18 protein-coding genes are annotated in these 16,168 nt (G+C 47.9%); 16 read left to right on the top strand and 2 right to left on the bottom strand.

The window, feature by feature from the left end:
* Window positions 1-91: 91 nt before the first annotated feature.
* The 6 genes from rnr to FND36_12140 all read left to right on the top strand — a co-directional run bounded on the left by rnr (window position 92) and on the right by FND36_12140 (window position 4,757).
* Entirely contained in the window at window positions 92-2,236 is a 2,145-nt protein-coding gene (gene rnr, locus FND36_12165) for a ribonuclease R (GenBank protein QDW75626.1), read from the top strand.
* 4 nt (window positions 2,237-2,240) lie between these two features.
* The gene (gene smpB / locus FND36_12160; GenBank protein ID QDW74722.1) at window positions 2,241-2,708 is read left to right on the top strand and encodes an SsrA-binding protein SmpB; all 468 of its coding nucleotides are present in this window, start codon (window positions 2,241-2,243) and stop codon (window positions 2,706-2,708) included.
* Window positions 2,709-2,736: 28 nt separating this feature from the next.
* The gene (locus FND36_12155; protein QDW74721.1) at window positions 2,737-2,982 is read left to right on the top strand and encodes a hypothetical protein; all 246 of its coding nucleotides are present in this window, start codon (window positions 2,737-2,739) and stop codon (window positions 2,980-2,982) included.
* Entirely contained in the window at window positions 2,979-3,470 is a 492-nt protein-coding gene (locus tag FND36_12150; protein QDW74720.1) for a zinc-ribbon domain-containing protein, read from the top strand. The genes FND36_12155 and FND36_12150 overlap by 4 nt, the downstream gene beginning before the upstream one ends.
* 302 nt (window positions 3,471-3,772) lie before the next feature.
* A complete protein-coding gene (locus FND36_12145) occupies window positions 3,773-3,979 on the top strand; it encodes a helix-turn-helix transcriptional regulator (protein ID QDW74719.1) in 207 nt (68 codons plus the stop codon).
* Window positions 3,972-4,757, top strand: coding sequence for a DUF3169 family protein (locus FND36_12140; protein QDW74718.1), 786 nt, complete (start codon window positions 3,972-3,974; stop codon window positions 4,755-4,757). Before FND36_12145 ends, FND36_12140 begins: the two co-directional genes overlap by 8 nt.
* Window positions 4,758-4,810: 53 nt before the next feature.
* On the opposite strand, the gene FND36_12135 is transcribed toward FND36_12140, so the two are convergent.
* Window positions 4,811-5,383, bottom strand: coding sequence for a xanthine phosphoribosyltransferase (locus tag FND36_12135; protein ID QDW74717.1), 573 nt, complete (start codon window positions 5,381-5,383; stop codon window positions 4,811-4,813).
* Between the two features lie 125 nt (window positions 5,384-5,508).
* On the opposite strand from FND36_12135, the gene FND36_12130 reads away from it, so the two are divergent.
* Window positions 5,509-6,381 carry a YihY/virulence factor BrkB family protein gene (locus FND36_12130; GenBank protein QDW74716.1) on the top strand — a complete coding sequence of 291 codons (873 nt, stop codon included), beginning with the start codon at window positions 5,509-5,511 and terminating at the stop codon, window positions 6,379-6,381.
* Window positions 6,371-6,838, top strand: a complete 468-nt coding sequence (locus tag FND36_12125; GenBank protein QDW74715.1) for an ATPase P — start codon at window positions 6,371-6,373, stop codon at window positions 6,836-6,838. The genes FND36_12130 and FND36_12125 overlap by 11 nt, the downstream gene beginning before the upstream one ends.
* A 22-nt stretch (window positions 6,839-6,860) precedes the next feature.
* Here FND36_12125 and FND36_12120 read toward each other — a convergent pair whose 3' ends face one another.
* Entirely contained in the window at window positions 6,861-7,604 is a 744-nt protein-coding gene (locus FND36_12120) for a hypothetical protein (GenBank protein QDW74714.1), read from the bottom strand.
* A gap of 249 nt (window positions 7,605-7,853) precedes the next feature.
* Here FND36_12120 and FND36_12115 point away from each other — a divergent pair, with 249 nt between their 5' ends.
* From FND36_12115 to pheS, 8 genes are all read left to right on the top strand, one after another.
* Window positions 7,854-8,402 carry a cupin domain-containing protein gene (locus FND36_12115; GenBank protein QDW74713.1) on the top strand — a complete coding sequence of 183 codons (549 nt, stop codon included), beginning with the start codon at window positions 7,854-7,856 and terminating at the stop codon, window positions 8,400-8,402.
* Window positions 8,403-8,412: 10 nt separating this feature from the next.
* Complete coding sequence (locus tag FND36_12110; GenBank protein QDW74712.1) at window positions 8,413-9,486, top strand: ABC transporter ATP-binding protein; 1,074 nt, start codon at window positions 8,413-8,415, stop codon at window positions 9,484-9,486.
* A complete protein-coding gene (locus FND36_12105) occupies window positions 9,479-10,297 on the top strand; it encodes an ABC transporter permease (GenBank protein QDW74711.1) in 819 nt (272 codons plus the stop codon). Before FND36_12110 ends, FND36_12105 begins: the two co-directional genes overlap by 8 nt.
* Window positions 10,291-11,094 (top strand): ABC transporter permease, encoded by an 804-nt coding sequence (locus tag FND36_12100; GenBank protein ID QDW74710.1) that lies wholly within the window; start codon window positions 10,291-10,293, stop codon window positions 11,092-11,094. The genes FND36_12105 and FND36_12100 overlap by 7 nt, the downstream gene beginning before the upstream one ends.
* Window positions 11,091-12,146, top strand: a complete 1,056-nt coding sequence (locus FND36_12095) for an ABC transporter substrate-binding protein (protein QDW74709.1) — start codon at window positions 11,091-11,093, stop codon at window positions 12,144-12,146. The genes FND36_12100 and FND36_12095 overlap by 4 nt, the downstream gene beginning before the upstream one ends.
* A 16-nt stretch (window positions 12,147-12,162) precedes the next feature.
* Window positions 12,163-14,064, top strand: coding sequence for a hypothetical protein (locus FND36_12090; GenBank protein QDW74708.1), 1,902 nt, complete (start codon window positions 12,163-12,165; stop codon window positions 14,062-14,064).
* Window positions 14,061-14,639, top strand: a complete 579-nt coding sequence (locus FND36_12085) for a proton-coupled thiamine transporter YuaJ (protein QDW74707.1) — start codon at window positions 14,061-14,063, stop codon at window positions 14,637-14,639. Before FND36_12090 ends, FND36_12085 begins: the two co-directional genes overlap by 4 nt.
* A 433-nt stretch (window positions 14,640-15,072) precedes the next feature.
* Window positions 15,073-16,092 carry a phenylalanine--tRNA ligase subunit alpha gene (gene pheS, locus FND36_12080; protein ID QDW74706.1) on the top strand — a complete coding sequence of 340 codons (1,020 nt, stop codon included), beginning with the start codon at window positions 15,073-15,075 and terminating at the stop codon, window positions 16,090-16,092.
* Window positions 16,093-16,168 lie beyond the last annotated feature (76 nt).

The raw sequence follows: 16,168 nt of genomic DNA, 5'->3' as shown, positions 1-16,168 counted from the left end.
ACACTCCTGTAAAAAGGAGTGTCTTTTTTTATCGATCAAAAAATGGAGGTCTTGGAAAAAGGTGGACAGAACGGATGAAAAGCGAAAAAAAATGCTCTACGATTTTATCTGTGACGATCTGTATGTACCGATGAAATTCAAAGAGATCGCCATGATGCTGCAGGTGGCGAAAGAACAGCGGGGAGAATTAAAAAGCCTGCTGGAAGAACTGGAGCAGGAGGGAAAGATCTATCTTTCCAAAAACGGGAAATACTGCAGGGGAGCGGCAAAAGCGCTGGAGGGGACTTACCGTGCCAGCCGGAAGGGTTATGGTTTTGTAACGGTATCTGAGGAAGAGCCCGATATTTATATCCATGAGGAACATACAGGCGGAGCGTTTGACGGAGATCGGGTGGAAGTCCTGGTCACCTCTTGGCCGGAGGGGCGGAACCGGGAAGGCAAGATCCTCCGCGTTTTGGCCAGAGGATATACCAGGGTGGTAGGACTGTATCAGAAGAATCAGAAGAAGACTTATGGCTTCGTGATTCCAGACGACCAGAAGTTCCAGAAAGATATTTTCATTCCAGAGGGAAAAGAGGGAGGAGCGGTTGACGGCCATAAGGTAGTTGTGGAACTGATTTCCTATGGAGAAGACGGAAAGAACCCGGAGGGCAAGATTGTTGAGATCATTGGGCATATAAATGATCCGGGAGTAGATATCCTGTCCGTTGTAAAGGGGTATGATCTGCCGATGGAATTTCCGGAGAAAGTGCTGAACCAGGCTGAGCGAGCGGCAAAAGAGGTAACCGCGGCCGATATGGCGGGCAGGAAAGATATCAGAGACTGGCAGATGGTGACTATCGACGGAGAAGACGCCAAGGATCTGGACGATGCGGTTTCCCTGGTGAAAGAGGGAGAGAACTATATCCTGGGGGTCCATATTGCGGATGTGGCCAATTATGTCCAGGAGAACAGCGCTCTAGACCGGGAAGCGTTGAAAAGAGGGACCAGTGTTTATCTGGCGGACCGGGTAATCCCTATGCTGCCACACGTCCTGTCCAATGGGATCTGTTCCTTGAATGCGGGCAGCGACCGGCTGGCCCTAAGCTGCATCATGAAGGTTGATCCTCAGGGAGCGGTCATCGACCACGAGATCGGTGAGACCGTTGTCCATGTAAAAGAGCGGATGACCTATACCAGTGTAAAGAAGATTTTGGAAGACCAAGATCCGCATGAGCGGGAGCGGTACCGGGAACTGATCCCTATGTTTGAGCAGATGGGCGAACTTTCTGATATCCTGAGGCAGAGACGGAAGAAGAGAGGCTCTATCGATTTTGACTTCCCGGAGAGCAAGCTGGTGCTGGACGAAGCGGGTATGCCTGTGGAGATCAAGCCTTACGAAAGGAATAAAGCGACCAGGTTGATCGAGGATTTTATGCTGTTGGCAAATGAGACGGTGGCGGAAGAGTATTACTGGCAGGAACTGCCTTTCCTGTACCGGACCCATGAACAGCCGGACAACGATAAGATCCGTTCTTTGGCTGTTTTTATCAATAATTTCGGTTATTCCATGCATGTGGGACAGAACGAGGTGCGGCCAAAAGAGATTCAAAAACTGCTGGGGAAAGTGGAAGGGAGCCCGGAGGAAGCCCTGATCAGCCGGCTGGCGCTTCGGTCTATGAAGCAGGCCAGATATACGCCGGAGAATACAGGGCATTTTGGGCTTGCGGCCAATTATTATACTCATTTTACTTCTCCGATCCGCCGCTATCCGGATCTGCAGATCCACAGGATCATCAAGGATAATCTGCGAGGGCGGATGAAGCCGGAAAAGATCGCGCATTATGAAAAGATACTGCCGGAAGTAGCCAAAGCTTCCAGTGAACGGGAGCGCAGGGCAGATGAGGCGGAACGGGAGACTATCAAGCTGAAGAAAGCGGAATATATGAGCCGGCATGTGGGAGAAGTCTACGAGGGCGTAATCTCAGGACTGACCCGGTGGGGAATGTATATAGAGTTAGAAAATACGGTAGAAGGCCTGGTACATGTTGCAAATATGCCGGATGACCATTATGATTATGATGAGAACGGATTCAGGATGGTAGGAGAGCGCACCGGGAAAACGTATAAATTGGGACAGCGAGTGTTTGTACGGGTGACGGGGGCGGACGTTTTTATGCGGACGGTAGATTTTGAGATCGCAGATGAGCACTGCCCGGATCTGGAGATTGAAGGAAACGGCAGAAAGGAAGAATAGAAAGATGGCAAAGACGAATGTAAAATTAGTCGCCAATAATAAAAAAGCATATCATGATTATTTTATCCTGGACACCTTTGAGGCGGGAATTTCTTTGAGCGGAACGGAAGTTAAATCCATCCGTATGGGGAAATGCAGCATTAAGGAGGCGTTTATCCGTGTGGAAAACGGAGAAGTCTATGTCTATGGGATGCATATCAGCCCTTATGAGAAGGGAAATATTTTTAACAAAGACCCGCTGAGAGTACGGAAACTTCTTCTGCACAGGGCGGAGATCAATAAGCTTTTGGGGAAGACGAAGGAGCAGGGGATCACGATCATGCCGCTAAAGGTGTATTTTAAGGGCAGCCTGGTGAAAGTAGAGATCGGACTGGCAAAAGGTAAGAAACTCTACGATAAGCGGCAGGACATTGCTAAGAAAGACCAGAAGCGGGAGGCCCAGAGAGAGTTTAAGATCCGTAATTTTGGATAGCGGCGCGTTTGCCGAGGGAGGGAAATAAATGGTACCGACAAAGAAGGAAGATCTGAGAAAATTAGTGACACAGACAACGGTAGAAATCTATGAAGAACTGACGCCTCAGTTGATCCGGCTGATCGAGGAGACCAAGCGGGACGCCTCTCTTTCAGAGGCTCAGAAGCAGGATGAGATCTCCCTGCACATGATGGGATATATCAAATCCTGCACCAATGAGATCATGGTGGAAGTGCTGGCGGAAATACTTGGATTGGAGGATGAAGAAGCATGATCTATTGTATCAAATGCGGAGAAAAAGCCGAGGACGGCATGAAATTCTGCCCGCGCTGCGGGGCGCCTCTGCCGGAAATGAGCGGAGCGGAAAAAACACATGAAGAGCGGAAAAGGACAGCCGCAGACGGCGCGGGATATTTTTCAGAGCAGGATGTGAAGGCTAATAAGGCAATGGGGGTATTGTCTTATCTTGGAATCTTGATTTTGATCCCGCTTCTGGCAGGAGATAAACAGTCGGAATATGTCCGGTTCCACATCAATCAGGGGCTTGTGCTTTTCTTAGTGTCGATCGCGGTGGATATCCTGGACGGCAGATGGTTCTGGGGATTTCAGAGCTGGCTTGATCTGGGAATGCTGAATCTGTCATGGGCGCTGGATATTTTGAGTTTGATCCTGTTTGTGCTGATGATCCTGGGGATCGTATACGCGGTGAGAGGTGAGAAAAGGGAACTGCCGGTGATCGGACAGATTCATATTTGGAAATAAAGTTTAAAAAAGGGTGTTGGTTCCCGGCTGCGGCTTTTGAGCCGCGGCCGGTTTTTTGATCGCGCGAAACGCTTGTTTTTCCGGAAGCCGGTAAGAGGTTCCTTTTTGACAAGAAAAGTTGTCAAAAAGTTGTTGACAAATAAAGTTGTCAATGGTATATTAAACGTGACAAGAAAAGTTGTCAAAATGGAAAAGATATTTGTCATGACAAAGAAGAGAAATCTCAAAGATAAGAGGAGGGGCTAGTATGATTCGAAGCTCCTGGAGAGAGCCGGGAAAGCAGACAGAAAGGAGAAGTGCATATGGGACTTAGGAATCGGGTGAAGGAACATCGGGCCAGGCTGAATGTGAATCAGTCCCAGCTTGGAAAGATGGCAGGGGTCTCCCGTCAGACCATCAGCCTGATCGAAAGGGGCGATTATTCCCCGTCTGTAGCGCTGGCGCTGAAGCTGGCGAAGATATTTGAAGTTCCGGTGGAAGAGATATTTGAGCTAGAGGAGGATGAATAACATGAGAGAGAAGAAAGCAGAGAAGAAAATGAATTCTTATTTGAAGATGATCTTATTTATGTGTCTGGGAGGCGCCATTGGCGCGATTCTGGGAGGAAGCCTGATCTTCTGGGAAGATGGGATGGCTGGATTCTTACAGGCGGCTTCCGGGTGGATAGGCGCAAATGTGGCGGTGATTCTCTGGGTATTTACAGGAGTCACGCTGATCTTGAGTCTTGTGTGCTATCGGCAGGCGGAGAGGTATATCCGGCAGATGGATGAAGAAGATGATTCTCTTATGGAAGCGCTGGATCATGGGTATGAGCTGTGGAGTTCCGCGGGAATGATAGTCACCAGTATCTTCATGTGTCTTTCCATGGTGATCTTCGCTTTTGGATTCCCAGTAGAGGAAAAAGACGCGGCCTACCGGCTTCTCTGGGCAGTCGTTCCATTTCTGGCAACTGTGCTGGTCTGCGTGGCGTACCAGATCGCCGCGGTCAAACAGCTGCGCAGGAAAGATCCATCGAAAAAAGGCGATGCGGCGGACCTGCACTTTGAGAAAGAATGGATCGAAAGCTGTGACGAGGCGGAGCGGATGGTGGTCTATAAGTCCAGCTACAAAACATTTACTATGATGAAAACCTTTCTGATGATACTGCTGGTGATCGCCATGATGGGGCAGCTCTCCTTTGGAACCGGGATGGCGGCGGTGGTACTGCTGGCTGTGGCCAATATCGTGATGTTAAGCGTATATTCTGTGTATTCACTGCGATTTCAGAAGTTGAAATTTGGAGAATAGCCAAAAAGGTACAGGGCAAAAGTCAATTTGGGACGTAGCATTTTTGCAAAATGCTACGTCCCAAATTGAACTTCACTGTCCGTCATTGATGAGATGACAGCAAGGGATTCTAGGTGTATTCCTTGTTCTCGGATTAAGCGTCCGCCCTGTTGGAACCCTTTTTCGATCACGATGCCGGCGCCTTCGATAGAAGCTCCGGCTTTTTTTATGATGTCGATCAGTCCCTGGAGGGCGCATCCATTGGCAAGGAAGTCATCGATGATCAGTACCCGGTCGTTTTGGGTCAGGAATTTCTTGGACAGGATTACATCATAGATTTTTTGGTGTGTGAAGGACTGTACGCGTGTGTGATAAACGTCGCCGTCCAGATTAATACTCTGAGCTTTTTTTGCAAATACTACAGGTACATGGAAATACTGGGCCGTGATACAGGCAATACCGATTCCGGAAGCCTCGATGGTAAGGATTTTGGTGATCTCATCGGAAGGAAATCGGCGGCGGAATTCCTTTCCGATTTCGTTCATGAGATCGATGTCCATCTGGTGGTTTAAGAAGCTGTCCACTTTCAGTACATTTCCGGGTTTTACGACCCCATCTTTGAGAATACGGTCTTTTAATAGTTTCATAAAATGTTCCTCTCTGGTAAATGTTTTTAGATATTCTGCTTTTATAGTACTTCTCCAGATCTGGTTTTTCAATAGACAAACAGATGGAAATCGGGTAGAATATAAGGCAATGATAGGAGAAAACCATGAAAAGGATTAAAAAAATCTATCACAAATGTGTAGAATTTACGACACAGGTAGCAGACGATCATGTAGGCGCTTATGCGGCGCAGTCTGCTTTTTTCTTCATGCTGTGCCTGATCCCGATCATTTTGCTGCTGCTTATGCTGGTACGCTATACGCCGGTGACGAAAGCGGATGTAATGACTGCGGTGATGCAGGTATTCCCAAGCTCAGTAAACTCTCTGATCACCACCATCGTCAATCAGGTATATAACCAGTCTATGGGAGTGATCCCGATCACTGTGATCGTGGCGCTGTGGTCAGCGGGAAAAGGTGTTTTGGCTATGACTTCTGGATTGAATTGTGTCTATGAGTGTTCGGAGACTAGAAATTACATATTTCTGAGAATTCGTTCTACCCTGTATACAGTAATGTTTATCCTGGTGATCGTTTCGCTTTTGGTTCTTTCTGTTTTCGGAAACAGTCTGAATATTTTCATTGCGGAGCACATCCCCTTTATGACATCCATGGCGGACTGGCTGATCGAAGCGCGTACCTATATCACGCCGGCTCTTTTGGTGGTCTTCTCCCTTTTGATCTATAAATTTCTGCCTAACCGGAAGGACAAGTTCCGAAAACAGATCCCCGGCGCGATATTTACGGCTATTGGATGGATGGTGATCTCCTGGATCTTTTCGGTGTATGTAGACGTGTTCCAGGGATTTTCCAGTATGTATGGAAGCTTGACTACGATCGTGCTGATCATGTTGTGGATGTATTTCTGTATGTACAGCATCCTGCTGGGCGGCGAAGTAAATATTGTGATGTATGATAAATTATTTATCGGAAAAGAATCGGATAAAGAAGAGAAGAAAGGTGAAACGGATGAAGATTGAAATACCTGGATATAAAGAATTGAATCTCAGATACCTGGTGCTGGATTACAATGGGACTATCGCTATGGGCGGCAAGATCAAAGAGTCAGTAAAGGAAAGAATCCGGAAACTGGCGGAAGAAATGGATATCATCGTCCTGACGGCGGACACTTACGGGACGGCAAAGGAAGCATGTCTGGATCTTCCGGTCAAGATCCAGACTTTTCCAAACGAAAATGCCTTGCCGGCAAAAATGGCAGTGGTAGAAGAGCTGGGGTTAGATGCTTGTGTGGCCATTGGGAATGGAAGGAATGATAAATTGATGCTCCGGGCCAGCGCGCTGGCGATCGCGGTCATTGAGCAGGAAGGCATGTGCAGCAGGCTGCTGCATGAAGCGGATGTGTGTACCAGGAGTATTGAAGATGCTCTGGACCTGCTGCTGTATCCGGTGCGTCTGGTGGCGACACTGCGGGGATAAAAGGACATTCCTGACAGTTCCATTAGACGATCCGGCCGGCTCTCCCGCCAAGCTGAAAATAGGTGGCCATCTGAAAAAAGGCAGACGTCTGCGTGTTTGTAGCGGCTATTTTGGCGTACTGGGAGATTTCCCGCGTGTTTTGCGCCGTTCGCTGCTGGGCGGACAGGTTCTGCTGTAAGCCCCGCAGGATCTGCTGGTTTTGAGCAAGCTGCTGTTCGGTATTATACTCAATCCGTCTTGCTGTCAGAATCAGTTCTTCATTTTGTTTCATGAAGGCATTGAGCCTTGAGGTGATCCGCTGGATGCCATTTTCCATATGCGCGTGGAGCAGAGTGTCCTTCAATGTTGCCTGAGAAGTAGCCATATAGCCATAGATATAACAGATGGAGGCCAGATTCCGGTACGGCTGAGGGATGATGTTATGGCTGTAGGCTTTCCGCAAAACAGAATCCGCCATGGCCAGCTCTTTTTTTAAAGGGCGGGTAAGACGCTGTAAGGCAGAATTGTACATTTGGGCGGTCCGCTGAAGCTGCGCTTGATACTTCTGACGCACGGCAGTGACTCCGTTGGAATCTGCGGCGTACCCCTGCTGTTCCAGATTTCTTTCCCAAAGATCCATATGGGCTTTCTGAGTTGTATACATTTTTTGTATTGCAAGCGCCTCGGGCGCGTTCGATTTCTGTTTGATCAATTCGTTGATCCGATATTTCGCGACTTCCAGGTCGCGCAGATCCCGCAGATAGATTAAGAGTGCGCTTCGATCCATGTTTTTACTCCTTTCGTAAAAAAGAACTGAGTTTTCTGTATTTCATCATAACGATTTCCCAAGGAATCGTCAATACGCAGTGTTTGAACCTTCCTAAAGCTAAGACAGAGAAATGGCCAAAAAAGTTTTATTGGATTCCCTTTTTGGGGATTCTTTTTTTTGTAAATAATAGTTGACTTTATATTTAGTATATGTATAATTAAGAAGGATAAAACAAAATGTTTAGTAACTGTAAGGGGAAGAGGATGAATGAATATTGAGGAAAAGATCGGAAATAAGATCCGAAATCTTCGTAATCAGAATGGCTTGACCCAGGAGGAACTTGCAGACCGGACGGAACTTACCAAGGGATTTATCTCTCAGCTTGAACGAGGACTTACCGCCCCTTCGATCTCTACTTTGATGGATATCGTAGAGTGTCTGGGAACGAACCTGGCGGAGTTTTTCAGCGAAGAAAACGAACAGCAGATCGTATACCAGAAGGAAGACTATTTTGAGAAGACGGATGAGTTCGGAAATCAGATTGAGTGGCTGGTGGCTTCCGCTCAGAGCCGCAGCATGGAACCGATCTTGGTGCGGATCCAGCCTGGCCAGACAATGCCGGTGGATAAACCCCATGATGGAGAAGAGTTTGGATATGTACTGGAAGGGAAGATCAACCTCCATTATGGAAAGAATGTATATACGGTAAAGAAAGGCGATTCCTTTATCTTTTCCGCGAATAAAAAACATAAGATAAGCTCAGCTTGCGGCCGGGTCTCGTCCATCATCTGGATCAGCAGTCCGCCAAGCTTTTAAGGAGGATACCATGCAGGACGTTATTTTAGAATTGGACGGGATCAGCAAGACATTTGATGATAAGAAAGTGCTGAATTCTTTCAGCCTTGAGATCAAGAGAAATGAGTTTATTACATTATTAGGACCATCGGGATGCGGGAAATCAACAACGCTTCGTATCATTGGAGGGTTTGAAAAACCCGATGAAGGGCGCGTCCTTTTTGATGGGAAAGATATTACCGGCCTTTCTCCGGATAAGCGGAATGTAAATACGGTCTTTCAGAAATATTCGTTATTTCCGCATATGAATGTAGAAGAAAATATTGCCTTTGGATTGAAATTAAAGAAGAAAAGCCAGCAGTATGTCAAGGATAAAACAAAGTACGCCCTAAAGCTGGTGAATATGGAAGGGTATGAAAAGAGAAGCCCTATGTCGCTCTCCGGCGGACAGCAGCAGCGGGTGGCAATCGCAAGAGCGATCGTAAACGAACCTCAGGTGCTCCTTCTGGACGAACCGCTGGGAGCGCTGGATCTGAAGCTGCGCCGTGATATGCAGAGAGAGCTGATCAAGATCAAGAAGGAAGTAGGGATCACCTTTATCTATGTGACCCACGACCAGGAAGAAGCCTTGACCATGTCCGACCGGATCATTGTCATGAATAAAGGGATCATCCAGCAGATCGGGACTTCTAAGAGTATCTATGATGAACCGCAGAATGCTTTCGTGGCGGATTTCATTGGTGACAGCAACATTATTGACGGAATTATGAGGCGGGACTGTCTGGTAGAGATCCAGGGAGTGGAGATCCCCTGTGTAGATGTGGGGTTTGGGACGAATGAACTGGTGGATGTAGTCATCCGCCCGGAAGATCTGGTGGTGGTAGAGCCGGAACAAGGCTTCCTGAAAGGAATGGTGGTATCCGTCATTTTCAAAGGAGCGGTCTACGAGATCAAGGTACAGGTAGGAGATTACGAGTGGATGATCGAGAGCGTGAATCCCGCTCAGGTAGGGGCCCAGGTTGGCCTGACTATCCTGCCGGATAACATTCAGATCATGCACAAGCCTCATTCAGAGGATGCGGAGGTCATAAAAGAAGATGAATAAACGGACCTTTCTTGCGTCTCCTTATGCAGTCTGGGTAGTCGGGTTTACGGTGATCCCTATGATCTTGATCTTTCGATATGCCCTGACTGGACAGACGGGAGGCTTTACCTTGGAAAATATTATAGCGATCGCGGATCCGATCCATTTGAAAGCGGTGATCTTCTCTCTGGAGATCGCGGTAGGATGTACATTGATCTGCATCCTTTTATCCTATCCCCTGGTCCTGGCTTTGCGCCGGCTGAATCTGGGGAAGAGAGGCTTTGCTCTTTTTATCATCATCCTGCCGATGTGGATGAATTTTATCCTGCGGATCCTTGCCTGGCAGATGATCTTGTCATCCAATGGAATTTTGAATTTTATCATCCAGAAACTGGGATTTGAACCTCTTTCTATTGCCAATACAGGGGTGGCGATCATGATCGGCGTGGTTTATGATTTCCTGCCTTATATGGTGCTGCCCATCTATAACGCGGTGATGGAGATCGATGAAGACGTGATCGAAGCGGCGAGGGACTTAGGAGCCGGAGGGTTCACCACCTTCCGCAAAGTAATCTTTCCGCTGTCCATGCCGGGGCTTTTGAGCGGTATTGTGATGGTATTTGTGCCTTCTATGACTTCGTTTGTGATCGCGGATATCCTGGGCGGCGGAAAATTGCAGCTGATCGGAAATATCATCGAGCAGGAATTTACGAAAAGCATGAACTGGAATTTAGGGTCCGGTCTTTCTGTGTCTCTGATGATTTTTGTCTTGATCAGTATGGCCTTTACCATGAAAAATGATGTGGAAGGAAAGGGGTCGGCAATATGGTAGAAAAGATAAAAGATTTTTGCAGCCGGTTTTATCTGGCGCTTATCATCATATTTTTGTACGCGCCGATCCTGGTATTGATCGTCCTGTCTTTCAATAATTCCAGGTCTCGCGTGACCTGGGGAGGTTTTACTCTGGACTGGTACCAGAGACTGTTTTCTAACAGCCAGATCATGGAAGCCCTGGGGACCACATTGGTGCTGGCTTTTGCTTCCGCCCTGATCGCTACGGTCATCGGGGTGCTGGCGGCTCTTGGGATCAATGCCATGCGCCAGCGAAACTATCAGATTATGATGGCGGCCACTAATATTCCCATGCTGAACGCGGATATCGTGACAGGGATCGCGCTGATGCTGTGGTTCGTGCACTTCCTGGAACTTGGATTTGGAAGTGTGCTGATCGCCCATATTACCTTTAATATCCCCTATGTGATCTTAAGCGTCATGCCTAAGATCAAACAGATGAATATCAGCATCTATGAGGCGGCAAGAGATCTTGGGGCAAACGCGGTGTATGGATTTTTTACCGTGATCCTGCCTCAGCTGGCAGGGGGGATAGCGGCCGGATTTTTCATGGCTTTTACCATGTCTATGGATGATTTTGTAATTACTTATTTTACGAAAGGTCCGGGGATCAATACTTTATCGACTATGATCTATGGAGAGATCCGGAAAGGGATCAAGCCGGAGATGTACGCGCTTTCAACGATCATTTTCGCGATCATATTTGTGATACTGTTGATCGTCAATTATTTCCCTCAGGGGAAGAAGAAGGAAGAAAAGGGAGGATATGCAAGATGAAAAAAAGAGTGCTGAGCGCAGTGATGACAGTGGTATTTCTTGGCCTGGCGGCAGCAGGCTGCGGAGGAGGCGGAGGCGCTAAGGAGACGCTGACCGTGTTTAATTATGGGGAATATATGGATCCGGTGGTCCTGGATATGTTCGAGGAGGAGACCGGAATTGAAGTAAAGTATGAAGAAGCGCTGACGCCGGAAGAAATGTATACCAAATATAAATCAGGCGCCATCGACTATGATCTTCTGTGCACCAGTGACTATATGCTGCAGAGACTGATCGAGGAAGGGGAAACACAGGAGATTGATATCAGCGCCATGGAGAACGCCGGAAATATCGGAGATAAATATTGGGAGTTTTCCAAAGCGTTTGATCCGGAGAACAAGTACACGGTGCCATACTTCTGGGGGACACTTGGGATTCTCTATGACACCACAAAAGTGGATGCCCCGGTGGACAGCTGGGATGTACTGTTCAATGGAGATTACGCCGGAGAGATCGTGATGCAGAACAGTATGCGGGACACTTATATGGTGGCCCTGAAGTATCTGGGCTATTCGATCAACACCGAGAATGAGGCGGAGATTCAGGAGGCCCAGGATCTTCTGGTAAAACAGAAACCGGACGTGCAGGCATATCTGGTGGACGAGGCCAGAGATGAGGTTGTAGCAGGGAACGCCACCATGGCGGTTGTATATTCCGGGGAAGCGTATCTGGGAAATCAGTATAATGAAGATCTGGCATATGTGATCCCCAAAGAAGGCTCTAACGTATGGCTGGATTCCTGGTGTGTGACCAAGAACTGCGACAATGTAGATGCGGCGCAGCAGTTCCTGGATTTCCTGTGCAGGGAAGATGTGGCGAAGATCAACTTTGAGTATATTTATTATTCTACGCCAAACGATGCGGTGGTAGAGAGTCTGAGCGATGAAGAGAGGGCAGACGAGGCTTTGGTACCGGCGGATGACGCCACGGCTAATTGCGAAGTCTGCGTACAGACAGATGAAGCGACAACGGAACTGATGAATGAGCTTTGGAAAGAACTGAAGGCAGATTAAGCTTTTGGAGTAGAGTATGGGCTATAAAATTCTAAAAGGAGAAGATATGGGGAGGGAGTTCCTCCCCACAATCATGGAGATCGACCGGATCTGCTATGAGCAGGAGTATGTGGGCGAGCTTTCGAAAATGGAGGCCAGGTACGACCGGAATCCCAGAAGTTTTGTGTGCGTTATGGATGGGGAGAATACGGCAGGATATATCAATTTCTTCCCGGTGGGAGAAACACTTTGGGATGAGATCGTAGAGACCGGCATGAAGATCCGGGACGATGATATCCTGCCGGAGGAAATGGCGGATTACAGCAGGCAGAAGGAGAATCATCTTTTTATCATCTCTGTAGCTGTACTCCCAGAGTACCGGAAGGACAAGCAGGTTATTATAACGCTTACCCGGGGCTTCATAGACTATCTGAACGGTCTGGAGTCAGAAGGATTTGCCATTGGCGGCCTTGCGGGGACGGCAGTCTCTGAGGGTGGGCAGAAGTTCTTAAGGAGCCGGATGTTCCGCCTTTACCGGGAGATTGAAGATGGAAATAAGGTCTATCTGTGTGATGGGCCTTATCTGCGGAAGCTTTTGAAAAATGACCTCTATTTTAAAACCCATAAAGAAGACGCATATCTGTTTCTCCCTTACGCGGATAATGTGAGAAATACCCGGATTCAGAAGCTTTTAGATCCCGCTCAGGCAGGAACCCGCGGTCAGGAGATCCCGGATAAAGCCAGATGGCTGCTAAACGCTCTGGATGACTGCCTGGATTATGAATATCAAAATGATATTGCCAGCGAATTAAAGAGGGTTTATATCGGAAAGTTTCAATTTCTGCATACACTGGATGAGTATGAGGATGAAGATGATCCGGCCGTAAGACCTTATATTGCAGGAGAAGAAGAGGTGTATATATCTCTGTTCGCCCATCCGGCTTCCCATATGTATGTGCTGATGCTGTTCCTGCCGGGCTGCCGGTATTCTACCTCACAGCTAGAGGACCAGTTAAGCCACGGATATCTCAGAATCCGGAGGCTGGAGGATAAAGACGAGAAAGGCTTCTATCAATACCAGAAGCTGAATGATTATCTGAAGCGTGAGTTTGGCCTGCTGTCCTGCGGAAAAGGAAAGACTCTTCTGTGTATGTCGGGAAAACCGGAGAATGAAGGGGAGTTCTATAACATCCTGACGGCGGAAGCATACAACAGTATGCACCAGGATTTCCATATCTCTTATTCCGAGTTAAAGAAGATGGCGGAGGATGACCGGGCTATTTACGATTATTATGAGGCTTACATGTCGGAAGATGTGGTGGCGATGATCCTGAAAAATTTTGAGACATTTCCGCTGAAAGAGCGGATCGAACTGACGGCCACTTACGCGTTTATCGCGGAGCTGGTGATCTTCCAGAATACCGCTTTGAATAAGATGACGATCAAAGTGTCCAATGCCCTTGCCAATGAAGGGGATGTATCCTATCAATATATCAATCAGCTTTACCGGGATTACGCGAAGACGGTCAAATTCTGGCAGAATCAGAACTTCCGTTATTATGGGACCCAGCGGGAGGCGGACCAGATCCGGCGGGCCTTTGACAACGATGAGCTGCGCAGAAATTATTATGAACAGCAGGATTTCCTGGAACATATCGTAGACGTGAAAAATGCCCAGATAGAACGCAAAAACGGCTGGATCATCAATGTGGCGGCCATCATCCTTGCGGTGATCCAGGTGCAGAGCTATGTAGTGGATCTGCTGAGCCGGTTTTACGCAAATTTCGGCATCCCGGTGGAATCCGCTTCCAGCACCTTTGATGTGATGGTCTTAGGCGGAGGCGGCTTGATCTTCCTGGTATGGTATATCCTCTATAAGAAACATTTTCACGTAAGGAAGAAACGTCTGACAGAGATCGCGGGGAGAAAGGATCGATGATGGAAAAAAAAGAAGGTTATCTTTGGAATCGAAAATGGCTTTGGATTTTGATCCTGATAGGAGTGTCCCTGATCCTGTCTTATATGAAACCCCTGCGGCTGGCGGAAGGCGGAGAGGTAACGTACCTGAGTATGCTGGTGATCTATCTGGTGGGATATTTCTACGGCGGCTGGACGGGAGTGGCGGCAGCCTTCCTGTATGGAGCGTTGAAATATTTTCTGGACTATCCCATGATCGTAAATGTGCCGGAACTGTGGGATTATATCCTGGGGTATGGGCTTCTTGGGTTCGGCGGTTTTCTGGCAGATAAAAAGCATGGGCTTCAGAAAGGCTATCTGCTTGCGGTTCTTTTAAGGTATCTCGAAAGTGTGTGGAATTGCATCTGGTTCTACTATATGCATCAGGAATCGGTGGCGGCAAATATCCAGTACGGATTGGTCTACTGTATCGGCTATATCGGGGCGGAAGCGCTGATCACATTTATTGTTCTGTGTATTCCGCCGGTGAAAGAGGCGATCGACTATCTGAAATATGTGGCTACTCATAAGTATGAGGATGATCTGGACACGTTCTGAAAAATGGCGGCTGCGCTGTGGACGGATTTTCCTTGACATCCGAAAAACTTATGTTACAATAAGAAAAGACCAGAAGATCAAGAAAGGCTGTGACCGTGTCAGTAGAGACCCGTTTCCCAAAAGAGAGAGGAAATCATTGGCTGGAAGTTTCCTTAGGTTCAGACGGCGATCGAATTTCCCACGTAAGCCGCGCTTTTGAAATATCTTTGTAAAGAAAAGAGTAGGAAGCGACGTATGATGCACGTTACGCATGGAATGAGTGTCTGCACAGAGAATATGTGCAGGAATCAGGGTGGTACCGCGGGTGATGACCTCGTCCCTTTTCAGGGATGAGGTTTTTTTATTCCATGAAAATGGGGCGGAGCGGCCTGAGCTGTTTTTCCGTAATAAAGCCATCCCTGACGGAATGTAAAAAATAGAAAGGGAGAAGACGATGAAGGAAAAATTACAAAACATTAGGGAAGAAGCGTTAAAAGCGATCCGGACGGCAGATGTACCGGAGAAACTAAATGACGTGCGGGTGAAGTTCCTCGGTAAGAAAGGGGAATTGACCGCCGTCTTAAAAAGTATGAAAGATGTGGCGGCGGAGGACCGTCCCAAGATCGGCCAGATGGTAAATGAAGCACGGGCTGAGATCGAGGCGGCGCTGGAAGAAAGCAAGAAGAAGATGGATCGGGCGATCCGGGAAGAGAAGATGAAGCAGGAAGTGATCGATGTGACCCTTCCGGCGAAGAAGAATATGGTAGGACACCGCCATCCCAATACCATCGCTCTGGAAGAAGTGGAGCGGATCTTCGTGGGCATGGGTTACGAAGTGGTAGAAGGACCGGAAGTGGAGTATGATCTTTATAACTTTGAGAAACTGAATATTCCGGAAGGGCATCCGGCAAAAGACGAGCAGGACACCTTCTATGTCAACAAAGAGATCGTGCTGCGGACCCAGACATCACCAGTGCAGGCCCGTATCATGGAGCAGGGCAAACTGCCGATCCGTGTGATCTCCCCCGGAAGAGTATTCCGTTCCGATGAGGTAGACGCCACACATTCTCCGTCTTTCCACCAGATTGAAGGATTGGTAGTAGACAAGAATATATCCTTTGCAGATCTGAAAGGGACACTGGAAGTATTTGCCAAAGAATTATTCGGACCGGAAACCAAGACAAAATTCCGTCCGCACCATTTCCCGTTCACCGAACCAAGCGCGGAAGTAGACGTAAGCTGCTTCAAATGCGGCGGCAAAGGGTGCCGGTTCTGTAAAGGCACCGGCTGGATCGAAATCTTAGGCTGCGGAGTGGTACATCCGCACGTGCTGGAAATGTGCGGCATCGATCCGGAAGAATATACAGGATTCGCGTTTGGCGTGGGCCTGGAACGGATCGCGCTGCTGAAATACGAAATCGATGATATGCGGCTTTTGTATGAAAACGATATCCGGTTTTTGAAACAATTCTAATTGGGTACACCCCAAAACGCAAAAAGGTACAGGGTAAAAGTCAATTTGGGACGTAGCCTTTTGAAAGTTTACTACG

The organism is Lachnospiraceae bacterium KGMB03038 (assembly GCA_007361935.1).
Classification (GTDB): Bacteria; Bacillota; Clostridia; order Lachnospirales; family Lachnospiraceae; genus Massilistercora.
The sequence above is the reverse complement of the archived record's forward strand: the minus strand, read 5'-3'. Positions and strand labels throughout refer to the sequence as shown.